The sequence below is a fragment of the Embleya sp. NPDC001921 genome (assembly GCF_053594475.1).
Genome location: NZ_JBSFEO010000092.1, coordinates 1 through 20441, shown reverse-complemented (window position 1 = coordinate 20441; position 20441 = coordinate 1). Strand labels below are relative to the sequence as shown.

Genomic DNA, 20441 nt, shown 5'->3' with positions numbered 1-20441 from the left:
CTTCCCCGAGCGCCCGCACGCGATCGGCCTGCCGTCGTTGTGGAACCGCGACCACTGGGACCCCATCATCCGCGCGTGCGACGAGACCGACACCGTCGTCTCGCTGCACGTCGGCAGCTCCGGCATGCACCCCACGCCACCCGGCGGCCCCGCGCTACAGCTCGGTGCGACGATGTTCGGCCAACTGTCGCTGGGCGCGTGCAGCGAATGGTTGTGGTCCGGCTACCCGCTCCGGCACCCGAACCTGAAGATCGCCATGAGCGAGGGCGGCATCGGCTGGGTGCCCATGCTCATCGACCGGCTCGACAACATCATCGACCGTTCCGGCTACGGCCTGGGCTGGGACGAGCGCCCCGCCGACGTGCTGCGTCGCAACTTCTGGTTCTGCACCCTCGACGACCCCTCCACCATCGCGCTGCGGCACGTCATCGGCGTCGACCACATCATGCTCGAAACCGACTACCCGCACGGCGACGGCACCTGGCCGCACACCCAGGACGTCGTCGCGCGCCACTGGGGCGACATCCCCGCGCACGAGCTGCGGATGATGTGCAGCGAGAACGCCGCGAAGCTGTACCGGCATCCGCTGCCCGACGTGGTCCTGCCGCTGGACGCCTGAACGACGGCGTCGTCGCCGGTCGCGCGTCTCCCGCTCCGTCGGTTCCCGCGCGCGTCTCCCGCTCCGTCGGTTCCCCCGAGCGTCTCACGTCCCGTCGGTTCCCTCGCGCGGCTCCCGCTCTGTCGCTTTCCCTTCCGCGAAAGGCCTTCGATGACATTCACCCCGACGCCGGACAAGCTTGCCCCCGACCTGAGCCCCGCGCAGGAGATCGTGCTGCTGGCGCGCACGTTGTGGCGTGAGGGCTACGACGACCACCTCGCCGGCCACATCACCTACAACCTCGGGGACGGCACGCTGCTGTGCAACCCCTGGTTGCTGACGTGGAACGAGATCCGCCCGCGGGACATCATCCGCATCGACCTGGACGGCAACGTCGTCGAGGGTGACTGGCCGGTGCCGCTCGGCATCCCCCTGCACCTCGAACTGCACAGGGCCCGCCCGAACGTCCGGGTCGCGATGCACAACCACCCGCGGTTCGGCACGGTGTGGGCCGACATGGGCGAGGTGCCGCCCGCCTACGACCAGAGTTCCACCCTCGGCGGCGGGGAGTTTACGCTCGTCGACGAGTACGACGGCGCGGTGAACAACTCCGAGGCCGCACGCAAGGCGGTCGCGGCGATGGGCGACGCCGACCTCGCGCTGCTCGCCGGCCACGGGGTGTTCGTCGTCGGCGTCAGCACACGCGCCGTGCATCAGCGCGCGGTCGCCCTCGAGATCCGCTGTCGCAACGCCTGGATGGTCCGCGCCGCCGACGGACGTCGCACCACCGCACTGCCCGCGCACTGGCTCGAACGCACTCTCCGCAGCGACGGCGACGGCTTCGTCGGCTATTGGGAGTCGGCCGTGCGCGAGGAACTGCGGGCCGTGCCCGACCTCTTGGCGTAGGGCGGAAGGAACGCCGATCGAAGCGGGCATCGCCGACATCGGCCGTCCCGACCGATCGGTGGGGGTGTACGGGCGTTCCGGGACGCCGAGGTGGGGTCGCGACCTTCTCGTGCGGCTTTGTCGACCGACCCCGGACGACCCCTGTCCCGGGACATTCCCACCCGGGGACACCCCGGCCTCCCCTATCCTCGTCCCGGACTACGGGGGGTGGGGCGGGTGTCCATGGACGAGGCCGGGCGGCCCGCGGTACTGCTGGCGGACGACGACGTCGCCATCACCGCGCAACTGGGGCCGCTGCTGGAGCGCTCCGGATTCGACGTACGGATCGTGCACGACGGCGCGGCGGCGCTCGCCGCCGGGACCGCCGAACCGGCGCCCGATCTGATCGTGCTGGACGTGCTCATGCCGGCGCTGGACGGGCGCGAGGTGCTGCGCCGGATCCGGCGTTCCGGGGCGTGGATCCCGGTCATCCTGCTCACCCAGGTCGGCGAGTCGACCGAGCGCGCGATGGCCCTGGAGGAAGGCGCCGACGACTACCTCAACAAGCCCTTCGATCCGTACGAACTCGTGGCCCGGATGCGGGCGTTGCTGCGTCGCTCGGGTCGCGGCCTGCCACCGCTGGCCGGGGCGCGGGTGGTGCGCGCCAAAACGCTGCGGGTGGACCGTGCCGCGCGCCGCGCCTGGTTGGGCGACCGCGAGTTGACGCTCACCCCCAAGGCCGGCGCGCTGCTCGACTACCTGGTCACCCACCCCGACGAACTGCTCTCCAGGGAACGGTTGATGGAGGTGTTGTGGGGCTGGGAGTCGGCGAGTACGACCCGGGCGGTGGACAACCGCGTCGCGGAGCTGCGCCGGGCGCTGGGCGACGACTCCGGCGCGCCGCGCTGGATCGAGACGGTCACCGGCGAGGGCTACCGGTTCGTGCCCCGCGTCGAGGCGGCCGAATGAGCCGCCGGCGGCGGATCGGCCTGATCGGCGCGGCGGTTGCGGCCTTCGCCGCCGCGCTGGTGGCCGCGGTCGTGTTCGGCGCCGACTGGCGGGTGTACGTGCGCTTCGCGCCGGTGCTCGGCGTGCTGGTACTCGGCCTGATCGCGGCCGGCGCGGTCGCGGCCGTGATCGACGTACGCAGGCGGATCGACCGGGCCCGGCGGAGCGCGCGCGCCGAGGCGGCGGCCGAACACCACAGGTTTCTGCGCCGGTTGGACCACGAGCTGAAGAACCCGCTGACCGCGATGCGCCTGGGCCTGGCCAACCTCGCGGCCACCGGCGTGGACCAGGGCCCGGACGGCACGCTCGCCAGTGTGGGGGAGCAGGTCGCCCGGCTCGCCCGGATCACCGGCGACCTGCGCAAGCTCGCCGACATCGAGTCGCGGCCGCTGGAACGGGTGGCCGTGGATGTCGCCGTGCTCCTGGACGCGGCGGGCGAGACGGGCCGCGACCTCCCGGGCGGCGCCGACCGCCGGATCACCGTCTCGGTACCCCGGGTGCCCTGGCCGCTGCCCACCCTGGCCGGCGACCCGGATCTGCTGGAGCTGGCCCTGGAGAACCTGGTGGGAAACGCGGTCAAGTACAGCGACCCGGGCTGCGCGATCGAACTGCGCGCGTTCGCGGAGGACGGCTATGTGGTGGTCGAGGTCGCGGACACCGGACGCGGCATCCGGGCCGACGAACTCCCGTCGGTGTGGGAGGAGTTGGTCCGGGGAAGCGATGCGCGCGGGACGCCGGGCAGCGGCCTGGGGCTGGCCCTGGTGCAGGCCGTCGTCGTGCGCCACGGCGGTCGTACGGAGCTGCGCAGCATGCCGGAGTCGGGCACCGTCGTCCGGCTGCGGCTGCCCACGTCCTGACGGTGTCGCGATGCGGGTCGAGGAGGTCGGGCGACCCGCGCCGAGGTCGTCGTGCGACCTGTGTCGAGGGTGTCGCAGACCTGGTAGGTCGCTGCCACACCGGTGCGACACGCGGTCCCTAGCGTGGAGTGCACAGGCCGAACCGGTGCAGCCGAACCGGCCGCTCGAACTGGGGGAGAACTCGACATGCGTATCCGTACCGTATTGCCCGCGATCCTGCTGACCGCCGCCGTCGCCGCGGGTACCACCGCCTGCGAGGTGGGGGCCGAGAAGAAGAGCGACTCCGCGACCCCTGCGGCCGGTGGCGCCCCGACCGCCTCGGGCCCGGCGACGAGCGGGGGCGGGGCTTCGGCGCCGGCGCCGGCGAGCGGGCAGCCGTCGACCAGGGCCACCGGTGCGCCGTCCTCCGGCGCGCCGAAGACCGGCCGGAGCACTTCGGCCCCGAGCACGCCCGGGCGTGGCAGCAGCGCCCCGGTCGTCATCTCCGGTACCGGAAACCAGCCGACCACGGACTGCACCGGCAAGGACGTCCGGATCGACGGGACCGAGATCACGGTCACCCTGACCGGCTTCTGCCACGACCTGACGGTCGCGGGCGGGGACCACACCATCGACGTGGCCTGGGCCGACAAGATCACCGTGAGCGGCTCGAACAGCCTGCTGTTCTACGGCGTCAAGTCCGACGGCAGCAAGCCCGACATCATCGACAACGGCACCAGCAACAAGATCATGACGAGGTGACCCCACCTCCCCGCCGGGCGCGACCGCGACGCACACAACGCGGCCGCGCCCGGCGCCGCCGCGCTCGAGCACGACCCGTGCCGCGGCGGCGGGCGACGAACACCGCTGTCCCACGCGGCGATCGGGCGAAGCAACCTCCCCTCGGGGTTCGCGGCGGGGTTCGCTACACTGGTTGCCGTTCGTGTTCGGCCAGGATCGAGGAAACGAGGAGGTGGGTTGATGACCGCGCGCGAGGCCACTGCCGTGTGCAGTGCCCGGATCATCCTCACGTCCCGGGCCGTGGCCTGACCTCATCCCGATCGCGCCCTTGCCGGAGCGTGAGCTCGCAGGGCGGCTCCCGACACGAACCCACCATGAAACGGATCGCCATCCATCATGAGCAACACCTGGATCACGCGCGTCGAGACCGACGCCGATATCCCGACCGTCCACACCGTCAACGCCGCCGCGTTCGAGACTTCCGCCGAAGCCGACCTCGTCGACGCGTTGCGCGGTGACCCGTCCTGGATCCCGGGGCTGTCGATCGTCACGATCGACGGGAACGACCGGCCCGTCGGCTACGCACTGCTGACGCGTTGTCACATCGACGACGTGCCGGCCCTGTGCCTGGCCCCCGTCGCGGTCCTGCCCGAGTACCAGAAGACCGGCGCCGGGTCCGCCGCCGTCCGCGGCGTGCTACGGGCGGCCGAGGACATGGGCGAGCACCACGTCGTCGTCCTGGGCCACCCGACCTACTACCCCAGGTTCGGCTTCACGCGGGCCTCCACGCACGGCATCGGCCTCACCATCGAGGTTCCGGACGATGCCCTGATGGCCCTCGCCTTCGACGCGGATCACCCGCTGCCGTCCGGCACCGTGCACTACGCGGCGCCCTTCGGCATCTGATCCACGGCTGAGCGGGGCCCGCGCCGCCGGCACGCGCCGCGCCGGGAAATCCGCAATCCCGAGCCCCGCCTCTCCGCCACTCCGTGGTCGGGGAGGCGGGGCTTTTTCTCGGGCCGATTTCCGGGGTGCACCGATATCCGGTGAACTGATCGATGCCTTGGCCGGATATTCAAGGCTTGGCTTGATTTCCATGAAAGCTGCACATCGGCCGCCCGTGGCTCGCGTTGTCCGGCGCGGTGGAAGGGTGCGGCATGGAGCTGCCGAAACGTTTCTTCATCGCACTTCATTGGTCGAGAAGTTGCGATCATGCTCGATTATGATCGAGATTGACTCATAGGGTCAAGCCCATGAACAGGTGCAATTCCACACAGTCAGAGCCGTGACACATACAGCTACGATAGGTCTAGACCGGTGGCGAAAGAACCGAAAGGCTCTGCTGTGTGCGCATTCCGGAAGGGTTCCGTTTACGAACGGTTCATTCTCGGACTCGGATCCGCCGGTCGAACCCGATGCGCCGCGCGTAATCGGGGTCGAGGTGGGACGACATGCCGGCGATAAAAGATTCGGCCTGTCTCGGGTGATCGGTGTCGGCCGGTAGTCCAAAAGATGTACGGCCGATATCCGATTCCCACCCGGAATCAACCAAACGCCGACGGCCGAGCCGACCCCGGCTCCCGCCGTCGTCGCGGCACGCCCGCGCGCCCCGCATGCGAAGGCCGCGCCGGCGTACGGGCGGGGCCCGCCGAGGAGTCCGTCGCGCCTCGACCCCGGTCGCCGATCAGCACCACGACCAACGCTCCACGGAAAGGGAACCACCCCGATGTCACCCACCCGCAACACCCACTCCCGCTCCCACCCCCAGCCGCGCCGCCGCCGGATGGCAACCCTGGTCGCCGTACTCGCCTGCGCCGCGACAGCCTGGGTCGGTGCTCCCGCCGCCACCGCATCGCCCACGCCGACCACCGGCTTAACGGCCGCGACGGCCGCCCCCGCCGGCGGCCCGGTGAGCCCGGCCCTGATCACCACGACCGCCAACCCCGGCAACCAGGTCGCGCTCACCTTCGACGACGGACCCAGTCCGCAGTACACCCCACAACTGCTCCAGGTCCTCAAGAAGCACCAGGTCAAGGCGGTGTTCTGCGTCGTCGGCGAGCAGGTCGAATGGCAGGAGGCGACGGTCCGCGCGATCGTCGCCGACGGCCACACGCTGTGCAACCACACCTACCGCCACCGCGACCTGACCACCGTGTCCCCGGCGGAGATCGAAGCGGACATCAAGCAGACCGACGCCCGGATCCGCGCCGCGGTACCGGGTGTCGAGATCCCGTACTTCCGTGCCCCGTACGGCAATTGGGGCCAGTCGCCTGCCGTTGCCGCGAATCTCGGTCTGCGTCCGCTGAGTTGGACGCTGATGCCCGGCGACTGGGAACTGCCCGGCGTGGACGTCCTCCTGCAACGTCTTCGCGACGGCATCACCCCGACCGGCGTGGTCACCCTGCACGACGCGGGCGGCAACCGCCAACAGACCGTGGACGCGGTCGATCGGCTCATCACCGAATACAAGGCCAAGGGCTGGAACTTCGACCTCCCGTCCCGCTGAGTGCACGGGCCCGGCGGGCCGTCGTGACGCGCGTCGGGTCCGGTGGCGGGTAGCCCGAGACAGTCGCACGGCCGACGGCCCGGCCACCGCGTTCGTCCCTCGTGACTCGTCACTCGTCGCCGAGCATGTGCGTGGCTGCCCGCCATGCTCGGCGACGTGTACGTCCGATGCCCGGCGAGCGCCGACGCGGCCACCCGCCGGGCTCTCAGCCTTCGGCCGGTGCCTTGATCCGGCCCGACACCGCCACGGCCGTCAAGGCAAGCAGCGCCGTCAGCCCGAACGTGACGCCGAGCGCGGTTCCCATGCCCGCGCCGTGATGGTGCGTCAGGGCGACCGCGCCGCCGCCGAGGCCGCTGAGTACGGCGATGGCGAACGTCTGGGACAACTGGAGTGCCGCGCCGGTACGGCCCTGTTGCCCGGCCGGGGCCTGGGCGAGTACCGCGGCGGAGGCGGCGTTGTACGCGACGCCCATCCCGAATCCGCCGATCGCCCAGCCCAGCACGGCCACCAACGGCGGTACGGCGTCGATCAGTACGGCGCCGGCCAGGATCGCGATGCCGACGAACAACACCACGCTGCCGACCGCGCTGTGCGTCGGGCGATGCCGAGCGCCGTGCCGGTCGTCCCATCGCGCCTGGAGCGCGGAGCCCGCCACCCACGTCAACGCGCCCGCCGAGAGCCCCAGTCCCGCCTCGACGGTACTCAGCCCACGCAACTCGGTCAGCCCCAGGGGAAGGAAGGTATCCGCCCCGAAGTAGGCGCCCGCGAGCAACCACCGCATCGCGACCCCGGCCGGCAGCCCGCGTCGAGCGCGCGTGGTCCCGGCGGGAGTGAGCGCGCGATAGGAGACCACGGCGACGACCGCGCCGACCACCGCGAGGAGCACCACCGGTACCGGCGAGGCGAACTCGAACGACACGATCATCAGCCCCGTCCCCAAGGCGAGTACGAGACTCACCCCAAGATCCGGCAGCCGCCGCCACCCCTTCCCGCTCACCGCGTCGCCGCCGGTCGCGTTCGCGCTCCCCGTACCCGCCTCGTCGACCGCCGGCCTCGGAGCATCCCCGTTCGCCCCCGGACCCGTCGAACCGGCCGAGCCGCCGAGCGCCCGCAGCGCCGGCAACGTCAGCACGGCCGCGAGCACGATCGGAACGGGCAACAACAGGAACAGGGAACGCCACGAGAACCGGTCGGCGAGAGTGCCCGCCACCACCGGACCGATGAGCGCGGGCAGTGTCCACGCCGAGGAGGTCAGCGCGACCATCCGCGCTTGCAGATGTTCGGGGTACGCCCGGCCGATCACCAGGTACGCCAGCCCCATGATCGCGCCGACGCCCAGCCCCTGGACGAACCTGCCGACCACGAACACCCACCACGTGGGCGCCACGCCGGCGACCACACATCCGGCCGCCAACAGCCCGAGGGCAACCGCGAGCGGCCGACGCGGCCCGACCCGATCCCCGGCCGTACCGGCCGCGACCGCGCCCAGGATGCTCGCGAGCATCAGCGCGGACAGGCCCCAGCCGTAGGACTCCAGGCCGCCGAGCCGCCGTGCGATGCGCGGCATGATCGCGACGACACCCATGGCCTCGAAGGCGACGAGCCCCACCGAGATCAACAACCCCAACGACAGCGCCCGATGCCCGTGGTCCCACACTCCCGCGCGATCGGTGGGGGTGGCCCGGGTGGCGGAGTCGGTGGAGTGGGTGGAGCGGGCGGAGCGGGTGGAGTCGGCGCGGGCGGCCGGGACGGTGTCGACGGCCGTGTCGTCGGTACCGCCCGCGTCGCCGGTCGACCGCGAGGCGGTGCCGGGTCCCGGTGGGGAGGCCGCGCCCGCCGCCGGCGCCTGCGTGCGGAGCGGTCCGCCGAGTGTCCTCCCGTCGGGTGTCGGTTCCACTTCTTCGCGCTGTCGCTCGGCTGACAAGGTCGGCTCCCGGGTCGTCAATCGCTTTACGTTCCGTTCCGGAACAGAACGATATTAGACCCGATCTATACTCGTGGCCATGGCCAGCTCCGATACGCGACTGATCCCGACCGGTCGGGGCCGCCCCCGCGACCACCGCATCGACGAGGCGGTCCTCGCGACCACCATGCGACTCCTGGAGGAAGGCGGCTACGCCGAGTTCACCCTGGAGGCGGTCGCCGTACGCGCCGGCACCACCAAGCCGGCCATCCGCCGCCGCTGGCCCTCCCGCCGCCACCTCGTCGTCGACGCGCTCGTGGCCGCGATGGGCGACGCTCCCACGCCCGACACCGGCTGCACCCACTGCGACCTGATCGCCGGCATCGCCACACTCACCACCGCCTTCGCCGGCCCCGGCACCCGCCGCGTATGGCCCGCCCTGGTGGCCGACATCGCCGCCGACCCGGCGCCGGCCGAAACCTTCTTCACCCGCCTCTTCGACCCCCGGCGCGCCGCCACCGCCACCGCCCTGCGTCGAGGCATCGAGCGCGGCGACATCCGGCCCGACGCCGATCTCGACCTCCTGCTCGACCTCTTGGCCTCCACCACCTACTACCGCGCCCTCTTCGGCCACCTCCCGATCACCGACACCCTCGCCGAAGACATCGTGATGATCGTCATGGCCGGAGTGGCCACCGACGCCTGGCGAGCCCGACACCCCCACTCGCGCACCTGAACCCGCACACTCGACCGGTTGCCTCCCTCGCCACCGCAACCGGGAGGCCCCGCCGGGCGGTTCGTGAACTGCGCGGCACGGGGGCGGACGCGGCCGACGCTGTTCGTCGGTTCGTCGGGTCGTCGCCGCGATCGTCGATCTCATCGCTGTCGTGCGTTCGACGATGTCGTGCTACGGCCCATGAGTGGTGTCGCGCTACGACCTATGAGTGCCGATCCGTTCACCGAGGGTGACGCGATGGGGCAACATGGGGTATCTCCGGCGAGAGGGAGAGCCCTGTGACGATGCGTACGCCACGAACCGCACTGGCCGCCGTGGTGGTGGCGGCCGCCATGCTCGGCGCGGCCGGGCCCGCCGCCCCGTCGTCGACGGACGGACCCGCCGCGGCGGGTCGTGGGCACGAACAGACCCGGGCCGCCGTGGACGCGGCCGTCGCGGCCGGCGTCCCGGGTGTCGTCGTCCGAGCCCGCGACGCGCACGGCACCTGGCGCGGTGCCGCCGGGGTCGCCGACCTCACCACGCGGCGCCCGGCGTTGCCGGTCGACCGCTTCCGGGCCGGCAGCATTTCCAAGGTCTTCATCGCCACGGTCCTGCTCCAGTTGGAGGCCGAGGGGCGGTTGAGCATCGCGGACAGCGTGGAGAAGTGGCTGCCGGGTGTGGTCCGAGGCCGTGGGAACGACGGCCGCGCGATCACCGTGCGGCAGCTCCTCAACCACACCAGCGGTCTCCGGGACTACACCGAGGACCCCGAACTGCACCTGATGGGCAAGATTTTCCTGGCCCATCGCTACGACACCTGGAAGCCCGAACAACTGGTCGCACTCGCGCTGAAGCACGAACCGAAGTTCCCACCCGGCACCGACTGGGGCTACACCACCACCGAGTACGTGCTCGCCGCGATGATCATCGAGAAGGTGACGGGCCGCACCTACGCCGCGGAGGCGAAGCGGCGGATCTTCAAGCCGCTCGGGCTGCACGAAACGCTGCTGCCCGGCACGTACCCGCGCATTCCGCGGCCGAGCGGGCGCATGTACACCAAGTTCCCGGACGACCCGCGGCACAAGGTCGAGGACATCACCGAGTTCGACCCGTCGTGGGGCTGGGCCGCCGGAGAGATCATTTCCGGTACGGCCGACCTGGACCGCTTCCTCACCGCCCTGATGCGCGGCCGGCTGCTTCCCGAGGCGCAGCTCGCGGAGATGACGACCACGGTGCCGTCCCCCGACTTCGGCGACGGTCAGGACGACGGCCTGGGGATCTTCCGCGCCACGCTGCCCTGCGGCACGGAGGTCTGGGGGCACACCGGCTTCATGCCGGGTTCGCAGAGCATGGCCTACACCACGCGGGACGGAGGACACACCCTGGTCGCCAACTTCGACACCGACTGGGCGGGCGAGACCGACGCGGCGGCGTATGTGCTCCTCGGGGAGTTCTGCGGCACCGCCCCGCCCGCGTCCACGAGGCGGTGACCTCGTGAACGCGCGGTGACCCACCCCACGAACTCGCCGACGTCCACCGGGTCGACGAACCGGTGATCACCACGCCCACTCCCTCAGCCGCGGTCGCGCAGGAAGGAGCGGATCATCTCGTGCCGGCGAGTCATCGCGAGAGCGTGTGCCCCGGGCCCGCGCCCGGGGCCCGGGCTTGGGGTTTGGCGGCGGGCTACCGTTGGACGGTGTACCACTCGTTGGTGCCCGCGCCGTCGATCGGGTTGTACTGGAGGACGGGGCGGTCGGAGGTGCATTCGCCGCCCCACCACGCTCCGGTGACGTATACGCCCCGCCAACTGTCGGGGATGCGGGTCAGATCGGCGAACGTACCGCTGTCGGGGGAGCCGCCGCCGGTGTGGAAGTGCAGGCAGCCGCGAATCGAGCCGAACGCGTAACGTCCGGAGAACCAGATGTGGTCCGCGCCGCTGCTCGGCGTTCCGTTGTTGAAGACCCCGGTGGCCAGGATCCTCGCGTCGTTGAGGTTGCCCTCGGTGAAGAAGACGGGGCGGTTCGGACCGTCCTCGGACCGGCTGTCGTAGACGCAGAGATGGCCCGGGCGGCAGTTCTTCACATTGCTGGTGCCGGCCTGCGCGGATCCGGCGGTGGCGCCCACGACCAGGCCGAGCGCGGCGAGGGCGGACGCGATGATGTGGCGTTTCGTCATGTGGGTGCTGCTTCCCTGTTCGAGGCCCGGTGGGGCCGGGTGAGGTTTGGTCAGGTCTGGTGAGGTCTGGTGAGGACCGGCGGGTCCGGGGGCGTCACGGGCTCTGGACGCGTTCCAGGCCGAGGGCCTTGGCGCGGCGTTCCGGTTGCGCGGGGTCGGTCACCCGGCCGGCCGTCCGTGCGCGGTCGGGGAGGTGGTGAGCGGTGTCCAGGCGCCTGGTGAGGCGGGCCGCCGCGGTGCTGCCGGGTGGTGCGGCGAGGTGGAAGTGGGAGACCTTGACCGGGCGAAGGTCGGCGCCCCAGAGCACCGTTCCCTCACAATCGGCGAGGATGTCCCGCACGATCGCCCGTTGGTACGGCCACAACGTCTCGGATCCGCCGGCGGGATAGGCGGTGGGGTGCAGGCACAGGGCGGTGCCGGACAGGTAGTTCGACGCGTAGCCGGCGGTGGGGTTGCGCGGGTTCGGGACGTGGCCGGTGATGCCGCCGCCCTGTCCGGTGTCGAGGGGCGCGATCTCGTAGTGCCAGCGGCGGGCTACGTGCAGCAGGATCGCGGCGGCGTCCTCGTGGAGGTCCACCGACGTGCCCGTGCCGGGGATGTGATGGGTGGCGATTCTCGACGGGTCGATGTCCCAACCGTTGTCGGACCTGCCGATCCGCGGGGCGGCCGGGCGCGCGGCGGCTTCGGCCCTTGCGGCGATGGCGGGTGTGCCCACCAGGGCGGCGGCGCCGGCCGCGGTGAGGAGGCTTCTGCGGGTGATCACGACGTGGGCTCCTCGTTCGCGGCCGTGGAGAGTTTGTCGCCGAAGGAGGCGATGAAGCCCCGGAGCAGTTCGGGGTCGAGGTTCCAGGGCAGTTGCTCGGTGGGGAGGTCCCGAAGCAGGATGACCAGGCCCGCTGTCATGAGGTTCCACGAGATCTCGGTGAGAGCGGCTTCCGCGCGCTGCTCGACGGTGGCGGGGGAGCCGGCGAAGCGGTTTTCCCGGAAGAGCGTGAACCGGCGCCGGGCGAGCGGCGCGGGCGTCAGGTAATACCGGCGCAGCGCGGCGGAGACCGGGAGTTCGGGGTCGTTCGTCAGCAGCGTGGCGAGGTTGAACGCGTCCGCGTCCGCCTTCCAGTCGTCCTCGCCGTAGGCGCTGTGGCTGAGCGGGTTGCCGAGGTACCGCCGGCAGAACTCGTAGCCGTTCAGGTGGCTGTAGGAGTTCCGCCACTGGGCGTAGAAGGTGATGAGGTCACCGAGCCATCCGCTGCCGTCGCCCACGTCGACGCCGTCGCCGGTCTCGTAGTACTGCAAGTGCCCCTGGCAGGCCGCCATGGTGTGCTGCATGTCCAGGGCGCGGTGGGTGGTGGGGTCGTTGGGGTAGGTGAAGGGCTCTTCGAGGACGAGGCCCTTGTTGTCCTCCGCGTATCGCACGAAGGCCGCGTCGACGAGGCCGATGAGGACGAGCCACTGGCCGTGGTTGTACTTTTCGTGCCGAAAGAAGTCGAGGGTGTATTCCCGTCTCCCCTGGGCGGTTTTGCGGACCCGGACGCCCGGGGACGCGAATTCGTCGAATTCGTCGTAGGTTTTCTCGATGGCCTGCACGAACTCCACGAGCGCGACGATGTCGTTGTAGCGGTTGTCCCCGTTCGAGGGTCCGACCCCGGGGTCCGATCGCATGCGCCAGATGTTGTGGTCCAGGCCCCAACCGGGCTGGAACTCGTACTCCCGGATCTGGTTGAAGGACCAGTTGATGGGCAGCGGGTATCCCAGATTTCCGGAGTAGCCCCAGGACATGCCGGAGACGAACGACCACCGGGCGCCGGCTTCGCGGGATACGCGGTCGCAGACGTTGCGAGGCCCGTACACACCGAACTGATAGCGGCTGCCCAACCGGGTCAGCGCGGCGCGGACGCCGGCGAAGTAGGGGATGACGTTCGCATCGATCTCGGAGTCCATCGCGTCGTAGTCGACGGCGAAGTAGATGCAGGTGCCCGGGGCGAAGCCGTGTTCGATCGCCTTGTGGTGCGCCTTTTCGCCCTGGGCCACGCCCTTGGGATAGGTGAAGTTCCCCAGTTGGGTGCCGTTGTATTGGAACAGCGGATACATCCTCAGCCCGGCGGCGAAGATGGCCTGGAGTTCACCGGGCTTGAGTGCCTTTCCGAGGTAGTACGGGTCGTCCGGCGGGAGTTCCTCGTCGATGTACCGTCCGACGATCCGGTAGCCGTTGTCGTACAGGGTCCTGCCCCGTTCGAGGGTGATCTCGGTGATGCAGTCGCAGCCCTGGGCGTTGCGGGAGGTGTCGCCGGACGAGACGAGGAGTTGCGCCCAGGTCGCGAAGTCGCCCATGCCGGTGTCCGGTAGTTGGGAGAAACGCTGGAACGCCCGCAGCCAGTCGGCGGAGTCGCCGTCGAACGAGGTCCGCAGGATCTCCGTCGGGGGAAACTCGCGCGGGCTGGTGCCCTCGTAGGTGGGGGAGTTGAAGAAGCAGGCCGCCAGGAAGAGTTGCACGAGGGGCCCGATCGAGCCCTGGCGGATCGGGTGCGTCTTCAACGCGGCCTGGGTGCCCGGGCCGAAGTATCCGTTGATGGTGCTCTTGTCGAGCCCGAGCTCGAATTGGATGGCCATCATCAGGCCCTGCTGGACGTCCCGGGAGTAGACGCCGTCGCAGGGCACGAGATTCATCGCCGGGATGCGGTGGAAGGCCACGTACCGGGAGTTGAGCATGGCCTGGGTCGCTCTGGTGTCCGGGCTGCCGCTCGATACCAGCTTGAACTGGTCCATACGGAACAGGGATCTGGTGACCCGTGCCCACATGTCGTTGTCGAGCGGGGTCGGGACGCTCATGTCCCCGATCAGCCGCGCGAGGGAATTCGCCGACACGAGGCCCCAGGTGGAGCCTTCGTCGGCGAAGTACCCCTTGCACCACAGCGCGTGGTTGTAGATCGCGACGATGTTACGGTTCTGCTCGCTGCCCGGCATCCTGCCGCGGTTCTTCACGGCCTCGAACGTGCCCGGTCCGAAACTCTTGACCGTGGGGGAGATGCCGAGTTCGTGCTGAAGGGCTTGGGTGAGACAGTCCACCGTCTCCCAGCCGGTGTTGCCGTTCTCCGTGCACGGTAGGTATCCGGGCGCGTTCCGGTAGGTGGTGTTCACCCACTTCTGGGCTTCGAGGACTTTGGGGTCCGACATTTCACATCCCCCCGAGAAGGTGTCGGTGTGTCCGTCGATCGGCGTGAGCGTGGGCGTGGGGCGCCGGCGTTCGGGCGCGGTCGGCCGGGTCGTGTCGCGACGATCGGGCGCGGCGTTCGCGGGCCGCGTCGGGCACCTGCCGCGGCCCAGCCTCGGGCCTCGAACCGTTGTCAGGCAGGTCCCATTCGATGCGCCGGACAAAAAATCGCGCACCTCGGGAGGGGGAGTCGTCGGCCCGCGGCGGTCACGGAACCCGCTGCGCGGGCGAGCCGTTCGCCGGAGCTGCGGACTCCCGACGCCGACGTCCCTCCCGGTGGGGATCCGGCCCGGGACAGGACGTCGATGTCGAGGTTCAGCGGCCTGTGGTGTCGTCGATCAGTTCGCGGAGGATGTCGGCGTGGCCGGCGTGGCGGCCGGTTTCCTCGATCATGTGGGTGAGTGCCCAGCGGACGCTGGGGGCGGAGCCGGAGCGCCCCGGTCGGGGGAGTGGGGCGGCGAGGTCGGTGCATTCGTCGAGGACCTGGTTCGCGCGGTCGACGGTTGTTCGGTAGCGGGTGACGAGGTCGGTGACGCTGTCCCGAGGGGCGGCGTGGAATGTCGCCTGCCAGTCGGTGACCGATTCGCCGAGGAACGTTGCCTTCTCGACGGCGATCAGGTGGTTGAGGAGGCCGAGCAGGTTCGTGCCCGAGGGGACCGCCGGTGTCCGGACCCGGGGCTCCGGGGCTCCGTCGACCTTCTTGGCGATCGAGGCGCGCAGGTAGTCGAGGAATCCGCGCAGGACATCGGCTTCGCTGTTCGCGGTGCGCGGTGGCGGGGTGTCGCGGCGGCGGGAGGTGGTGGGCACGGCGGTTCTCCTTGTGCGGTCGGCGCTCGGCTCTCCGTGTCGGGCGGTGTCGGCCGGTGTGGGGCGGTGTGGGGCGGTGTCGAGTGGTCTCGGGCGGTGTGGGGGCGGCGTGGGGAGGCGTCACCCGGTCCGGCGGATGAGGAGGATGTGGTCGACGACCTCGGCCGTGTGCTTGTTGGGGCCGACCGCGATTCGGCGCGGCGTGTCGGCGCGTTCGACCGTCCACTGCGCCGGGGACAGGTGCATGGGCGCGGCGACCTCCCGGGGGGTCGGATACCGCACGTCGGGGTCCTGATTCCACGACCACGGCGCCGTCGATCCGTGGTCCACGACCAGGAGCCGTCCGCCCGGACGCAGCAGGTGGGCGGCGGCGCGGAGGATGGTGGTCCTGTCCTGTGCGTACGGGGTGTGGAAGTAGTGGGCGGTGACCAGATCGAACGGCCCTTCGGGTAGGGAGTGGCGTGCGTCGTGCTGCCTGGCGGTGATCCGGTCGCTCAGGCCGCGTACGCGGGCCTGCCGGGTGAGCCGTGTGGTCGCCACGGCCGAGACGTCGACGGCGGTGACCCGCCAGCCCCGGTGCGCGAGCCACAGCGCGTCGCCGCCACCACCGCATCCGAGGTCGAGCGCGTCCCCCGGGGGCAGCGGGGTCACCGTCTCGACGAGGCGGTCGTTCGGCCGCGGGTCGACGGACGCGGGCCGTCCCGCGTAGATCTCGTCCCAGTACTCGGCCGCGTCGGAGCGCTCCATGGGGGTTCCCTCCCGCTCGGTTTCCGTGCGGCCAGTCTCGGCCGATGGGCCACGAAGTGGCGCGGATCCTTGCCGTTTCGGCAAGCTGGTCCCATGGACTCTGCAATGGAAGACGTGCTCGACGCGGTCGGTCCGCGGCTGCGGGCGCTGCGGCGTGCCCGCGGTATCACCCTCGCCGATCTGTCCGCGACCACCGGAGTGTCGGAAAGCACGCTCTCCCGGCTGGAGAGCGGTCAGCGCCGGGCGACCCTGGAACTGCTGCTGCATCTGTCCCAGGTCTACGACGTCCCGCTGGACGATCTCGTGGGCGCCCCGCGCACCGGCGACCCGCGCATGCATCTGAAGCCGATTCGGCGGTTCGGGATGACGTTCGTACCCCTGTCCCGGCGGCCGGGGGGAACGCAGGCCTTCAAGATGATCATCCCGGCAAGGCAGGAGCCGCTCGAACCGACCTTGCAGACGCACGAGGGCTTCGAGTGGCTGTACGTGCTCAGTGGCACGCTGCGACTGGTGGTCGGAGAGCGCGATCTGACCGTCAAAGCGGATAATGCCGCCGAATTCGACACCTCTCTGCCGCACTGGCTGGGAAGCGCGGACGGCGGAGCGGTGGAGCTCCTCGTCCTGTTCGACATGCAGGGGGTGCGCGCCCACGTACAGGGGGATCGCACGACTCGGGCGCAGCCGTAGCCCCGACGCCGTCCGGCGTCGGGGCTACGTCGTCGTGCGTCGTGACCCGCGCTCGCGGGCGGTTTCTCAGCCGAGTGTGGCCGGACCGAACCAGGTGGCGAGGGCGGTTCGCAGCGCCGGGACGTCCGGGGTCTCGCCCGCGGCGGCCACCCAGGCGACATGGCCGTCGGGGCGGATGAGGAGGGCGGCGGGGGCGGGGGTGTCGCCGCCGCCCGGGACCGGCCAGTGGTCGTCCTCGCTTTGTGCCTCGACGAGGTCGACGCGGTCCGCCCAGCGCCCGGCGGTCGCCGCCACCTCGGCGCCGCCGCGCAGGTCGAGGAGTACGGGGCGGGCGGCGTGCAGCAGTTCGTGCACCCGGGTGGCGCCGTCGGGGGTCTTGAGGTCGGCGTCGGGGACCCGGCGGCCCGCCAGCGGGTGCTTGCCGCCGATCGGGTACCGGATGTCCAGGGCCGTGAGCATGCTGCACAGATGCCGGTTCACGTCGTCGAACACGATGAGCGAGCCGAACACCTCGCGCAGCGCGTCCGTCTGCGGCCCGGGGCGGGTCAGCGCCGCCTGGGCCTGGGTGTTGCGCAGCACGCGTTCCGCGACCGGGTGGCGCTCGGCGTGGTAGCTGTCCAGCAGGCTCTCCGGCGCCCGGCCGTGCACCACCGAGGCCAGCTTCCAGCCGAGGTTGACCGCGTCCTGCACGCCCACGTTCAGCCCCTGCCCGCCGGCCGGGAAGTGGATGTGCGCCGCGTCGCCCGCGAGCAGCACCCGGCCCTGCCGGTACCGGGAGGCCTGCCGCGCGGCATCGCCGAATCGGGAGACCCAGCGCGGGCTGTGCATGCCCCAGTCCGTGCCCGCGAGCCTGATCAGCGACTCCCGGAGCTGCTCGAACGTGGCGGGCTCGTCGCGGTCCGCGACGTGGTCGTAGTTCGAGGTGATCACCCGGTACCAGCCCGGCTCGAAGGCGATCACCGAGAAGTCGCCGCGCGGTGTGCGCCGCGCCCAGATGTACTCCTCGGTCAGATCGGGGAGTTCGACGTCGCCGATCATCGCGGTCATCGTCGCCGGAGTGCCGGGGAAGTCGATGCCCGCCAGTTTGCGCACCGTGCTGCGCCCGCCGTCGCAGCCCACGAGGTAGCGGGCGCGCAGCGTCGCGGCCCCGGCCTCGGCCGTACCCAGCTCGACCGTCACGCCGGCCTCGTCCTGGTCGATCCCGCGCACCTCCGACGACCGGCGCACCCGTACGCCGAGTTCGACGGCCCGCTCCTCCAGCAACCGCTCGATCGCGGACTGCAGGATCATCAGCGGGCGGGAATGCCTGGACTCGAACTCGTCGAAGTCCAGCCAGATCCCGGAGAAATGGCCCACCGACTGCAATTCGCCGACGGCCATGAAGCGGTCCAGGATGCCGCGCTGGTCCAGCACCTCCAGGGTGCGCGCGTGGATGCCGCCGGCTCGCGACTCGCCCGTGCGATCCGCGAGCCGCTCGACCACCAGCACGTCGACGCCCACCAGCGCCAGTTCGCAGGCGAGCATCAGGCCGGTCGGCCCGGCGCCCGCGATCACCACGTCCGCGTCCATGCCGGTGTGCTCCACGTCGCCTCCCTCTGATTTCACTGCGTCTCCAACATCGTCGAATCGCCCCGACGTACCACCGTTCGGGCCGGTCAGAGCGGGTTCACGCGGTACATCGGGAAGTACGACGCGATCCTGCCGTTCGCGTAGTCGTCGGCCAGTTCCGGCACCCGGTCGAAGTCGTAGATCACGTCCGACCCTTGCGGCGCGATCCAGCCTTCGGCCTCCTGGAAGTCCCGGATGCCCTGCGAGTCCGGCATCCGCCACACGTGCGTGTTCACGTGCAGGTGCCGGCTGATGCTCTCGGCGCCGCGCAGATGCGACAGGCGCATTCCCGCCTTCCAACCGCACGTGGTGACGACGCCCTCGCGGGCCAGGGCGGTCAGGGTGACGTCGTACAGGGGCTCGCCGATGTTGTCCACGAAGATCGCCACCCCGTGGCCGTCGCTGAGCTCTTGGACGAGGCCCAGGAATTCCTCGACCGACTTCCGGCGCAGCCGATGCCGCTCACGGTCCGCGCGCTCCTCCCGGGTGGGCAGCGAGAGGGCGGGGAACCGGCGGCGGTCCACCGCGGTGATGCCGTGCTCCCGCAGGAAGGCGACCCGCTCGTCCGAGCCCGCCGTCATCGCCACCCGGAATCCGGCCCGCTTGGCCAGCATCAGCTCGGCGAAGGCCACGCCGCCGCCCCACCCGAACACCAGGTGGTTCGCCGGATCGTCGTCGGCGATCTGGGTGCGCCAACACCCGTACGCCTTCTGCCAGTTGTCCCAAGCGGTGAAGTAGCGCCCGTACGTGGCCCATTGCGCCAGCGAGTACGGCGTGCCGTCCGGGAGCGGCAACAGCAGCCGGGCGTCCATCTTGGTCTGCTTGGCCAACAGGCCGATGGTGTCGGGGCAGTCGTAGGCGTAGGCGAGTTCGACGTAGCCGAAGCGGTCGACCCTGCCGAACGGCATGAGCAGGCACAGGTCCCCTTCGCGGACCCGGACGTCGCGGCCCGCCGCGTTCACCTCGAGCACGCGCACCACGCCCAGATTGCCCAGGACCACCGCGTCCTCGCCGCGGCTGCTGCACACGTCGATCGGTGAACGGGCCAGCGCGTGGTCCATGTTGGCCTCCCAGGAGGCGAGGATCGGCTCCACCAGCGCCTCACCCTCCTCCAGCGGGCCGAAGGCGAACCGATCGCGGCGCAGCGCGTCGCCGAGTCTGCCGTCGTGTCGGCCGGTCACCGCACCGGAGTGCAGGACCCAGGCTTCTGGCGAGTAGATGACAACCTCCTGTGATCGAGCGACCGACCGCGTTCCCGGGGTGCCGGCGCGGTCAGGGGGCCGTGACGGCCGGGACCCGGTAGTCCACCGAGACGCCGCCCCACGCCTCACCGGCGCCGTAGGCCACGGCCCCGAGTCGGCCCGCGGCGGGAAGGGAACCGGCGTCCAGTTCCTCGGCGAACGCCAGCGGGATCGTGGCGGACGACGTGTTCCCGGAGTTCTCGATCCGGTTCACGAACGGCACGCCGAGATGGGTGGTGACACTGCGAATCCGTTCCAGGATGCGGCCGTTCGCCTGGTGGCCGACCACGACGGTCGGCGCGGGGCCGTGGTCGAAGAGGTACTGCGCCGACTCCGACATTCGGCGCACGGCGCGGTCGAACACCTCCATCCCCTCGAGATGGATGCCGCCCGCGTCGGTCTCGCGCATGAGCGCCGTCTGGGAGCCGTCGCAGCCCGCGACCCGGCAGAAGCCCGCGAACTCCGCGCGGTCCTCCAGCAGAACGGCCGCCGAGCCGTCCCCGAAGATGCACGCGGTCTGCCGGTCGGTACGGTCCACCATCCGGGACATGGCCTCCACCGAGCACAGCAGCACCGACCGCCCCGGCTCGGCCTCGCACAGCGAGAGCCCGGTGACCAGCCCGTAGACGAAGCCGCAGCAGGCCGCGTTCATGTCGAAGGTCAGCACCGAGGGCCCCAGCCCGACGAGCTGCGCCACCTTCTGCGCGATGCCGGGTACGCGCTGCCGCGTCGAGGTGCTCACCACGATCAGCGCGCCGATCGAGGAGGGGGCGGGC

Annotated in this window: 19 protein-coding genes; 10 read left to right on the top strand and 9 right to left on the bottom strand. The window is 70.9% G+C overall.

Going from position 1 to position 20441, the window contains the following annotated elements; all coding sequences use genetic code 11:
- From ACWCPW_RS50010 to ACWCPW_RS49980, 7 genes are all read left to right on the top strand, one after another.
- The coding region (locus ACWCPW_RS50010; protein ID WP_449768333.1) for an amidohydrolase family protein at positions 1 to 619 on the top strand (619 nt) is incomplete at its 5' end.
- A gap of 150 nt (positions 620 to 769) precedes the next feature.
- Positions 770 to 1504: a class II aldolase/adducin family protein gene (locus ACWCPW_RS50005; protein WP_449768332.1), complete on the top strand. Its 735-nt coding sequence runs from the start codon at positions 770 to 772 to the stop codon at positions 1502 to 1504.
- A gap of 222 nt (positions 1505 to 1726) precedes the next feature.
- Positions 1727 to 2452, top strand: coding sequence for a response regulator transcription factor (locus ACWCPW_RS50000; protein ID WP_449768335.1), 726 nt, complete (start codon positions 1727 to 1729; stop codon positions 2450 to 2452).
- Complete coding sequence (locus tag ACWCPW_RS49995; RefSeq protein WP_449768331.1) at positions 2449 to 3348, top strand: sensor histidine kinase; 900 nt, start codon at positions 2449 to 2451, stop codon at positions 3346 to 3348. The genes ACWCPW_RS50000 and ACWCPW_RS49995 overlap by 4 nt, the downstream gene beginning before the upstream one ends.
- Before the next feature lie 186 nt (positions 3349 to 3534).
- Positions 3535 to 4089 (top strand): DUF3060 domain-containing protein, encoded by a 555-nt coding sequence (locus ACWCPW_RS49990; protein WP_449768330.1) that lies wholly within the window; start codon positions 3535 to 3537, stop codon positions 4087 to 4089.
- Between the two features lie 375 nt (positions 4090 to 4464).
- On the top strand, positions 4465 to 4974 hold the full coding sequence (locus ACWCPW_RS49985; protein WP_449768329.1) for a GNAT family N-acetyltransferase: 510 nt from the start codon (positions 4465 to 4467) through the stop codon (positions 4972 to 4974).
- Positions 4975 to 5794: 820 nt separating this feature from the next.
- The gene (locus ACWCPW_RS49980) at positions 5795 to 6574 is read left to right on the top strand and encodes a polysaccharide deacetylase family protein (protein ID WP_449768328.1); all 780 of its coding nucleotides are present in this window, start codon (positions 5795 to 5797) and stop codon (positions 6572 to 6574) included.
- Positions 6575 to 6779: 205 nt separating this feature from the next.
- Here ACWCPW_RS49980 and ACWCPW_RS49975 read toward each other — a convergent pair whose 3' ends face one another.
- Positions 6780 to 8498, bottom strand: a complete 1719-nt coding sequence (locus ACWCPW_RS49975; RefSeq protein ID WP_449768327.1) for an MFS transporter — start codon at positions 8496 to 8498, stop codon at positions 6780 to 6782.
- 79 nt (positions 8499 to 8577) lie between these two features.
- On the opposite strand from ACWCPW_RS49975, the gene ACWCPW_RS49970 reads away from it, so the two are divergent.
- Together ACWCPW_RS49970 and ACWCPW_RS49965 are read left to right on the top strand one after the other, a co-directional pair.
- Positions 8578 to 9213 (top strand): TetR/AcrR family transcriptional regulator, encoded by a 636-nt coding sequence (locus ACWCPW_RS49970; protein ID WP_449768326.1) that lies wholly within the window; start codon positions 8578 to 8580, stop codon positions 9211 to 9213.
- Positions 9214 to 9497: 284 nt separating this feature from the next.
- Positions 9498 to 10682, top strand: a complete 1185-nt coding sequence (locus ACWCPW_RS49965; RefSeq protein ID WP_449768325.1) for a serine hydrolase domain-containing protein — start codon at positions 9498 to 9500, stop codon at positions 10680 to 10682.
- A gap of 193 nt (positions 10683 to 10875) precedes the next feature.
- Here ACWCPW_RS49965 and ACWCPW_RS49960 read toward each other — a convergent pair whose 3' ends face one another.
- From ACWCPW_RS49960 to ACWCPW_RS49940, 5 genes are all read right to left on the bottom strand, one after another.
- Positions 10876 to 11367, bottom strand: coding sequence for a hypothetical protein (locus ACWCPW_RS49960; protein ID WP_449768324.1), 492 nt, complete (start codon positions 11365 to 11367; stop codon positions 10876 to 10878).
- Positions 11368 to 11461: 94 nt separating this feature from the next.
- Complete coding sequence (locus tag ACWCPW_RS49955; protein WP_449768323.1) at positions 11462 to 12130, bottom strand: hypothetical protein; 669 nt, start codon at positions 12128 to 12130, stop codon at positions 11462 to 11464.
- Positions 12127 to 14538, bottom strand: a complete 2412-nt coding sequence (locus ACWCPW_RS49950; RefSeq protein WP_449768322.1) for a glycoside hydrolase domain-containing protein — start codon at positions 14536 to 14538, stop codon at positions 12127 to 12129. The genes ACWCPW_RS49955 and ACWCPW_RS49950 overlap by 4 nt, the downstream gene beginning before the upstream one ends.
- 352 nt (positions 14539 to 14890) lie before the next feature.
- Positions 14891 to 15382 carry a DinB family protein gene (locus tag ACWCPW_RS49945; RefSeq protein WP_449768321.1) on the bottom strand — a complete coding sequence of 164 codons (492 nt, stop codon included), beginning with the start codon at positions 15380 to 15382 and terminating at the stop codon, positions 14891 to 14893.
- Positions 15383 to 15502: 120 nt separating this feature from the next.
- Complete coding sequence (locus ACWCPW_RS49940; RefSeq protein ID WP_449768320.1) at positions 15503 to 16129, bottom strand: SAM-dependent methyltransferase; 627 nt, start codon at positions 16127 to 16129, stop codon at positions 15503 to 15505.
- 93 nt (positions 16130 to 16222) lie between these two features.
- On the opposite strand from ACWCPW_RS49940, the gene ACWCPW_RS49935 reads away from it, so the two are divergent.
- Complete coding sequence (locus ACWCPW_RS49935; RefSeq protein WP_449768319.1) at positions 16223 to 16816, top strand: helix-turn-helix domain-containing protein; 594 nt, start codon at positions 16223 to 16225, stop codon at positions 16814 to 16816.
- 66 nt (positions 16817 to 16882) lie between these two features.
- Here the strand turns inward: ACWCPW_RS49935 and ACWCPW_RS49930 are convergent, their stop codons facing one another.
- The 3 genes from ACWCPW_RS49930 to ACWCPW_RS49920 form a co-directional block, all read right to left on the bottom strand.
- Positions 16883 to 18385 carry an FAD-dependent monooxygenase gene (locus tag ACWCPW_RS49930; protein WP_449768334.1) on the bottom strand — a complete coding sequence of 501 codons (1503 nt, stop codon included), beginning with the start codon at positions 18383 to 18385 and terminating at the stop codon, positions 16883 to 16885.
- Positions 18386 to 18471: 86 nt separating this feature from the next.
- Positions 18472 to 19605: a zinc-binding alcohol dehydrogenase family protein gene (locus ACWCPW_RS49925; protein ID WP_449768318.1), complete on the bottom strand. Its 1134-nt coding sequence runs from the start codon at positions 19603 to 19605 to the stop codon at positions 18472 to 18474.
- Between the two features lie 91 nt (positions 19606 to 19696).
- The coding region (locus ACWCPW_RS49920; protein ID WP_449768317.1) for a 3-oxoacyl-[acyl-carrier-protein] synthase III C-terminal domain-containing protein at positions 19697 to 20441 on the bottom strand (745 nt) is incomplete at its 5' end.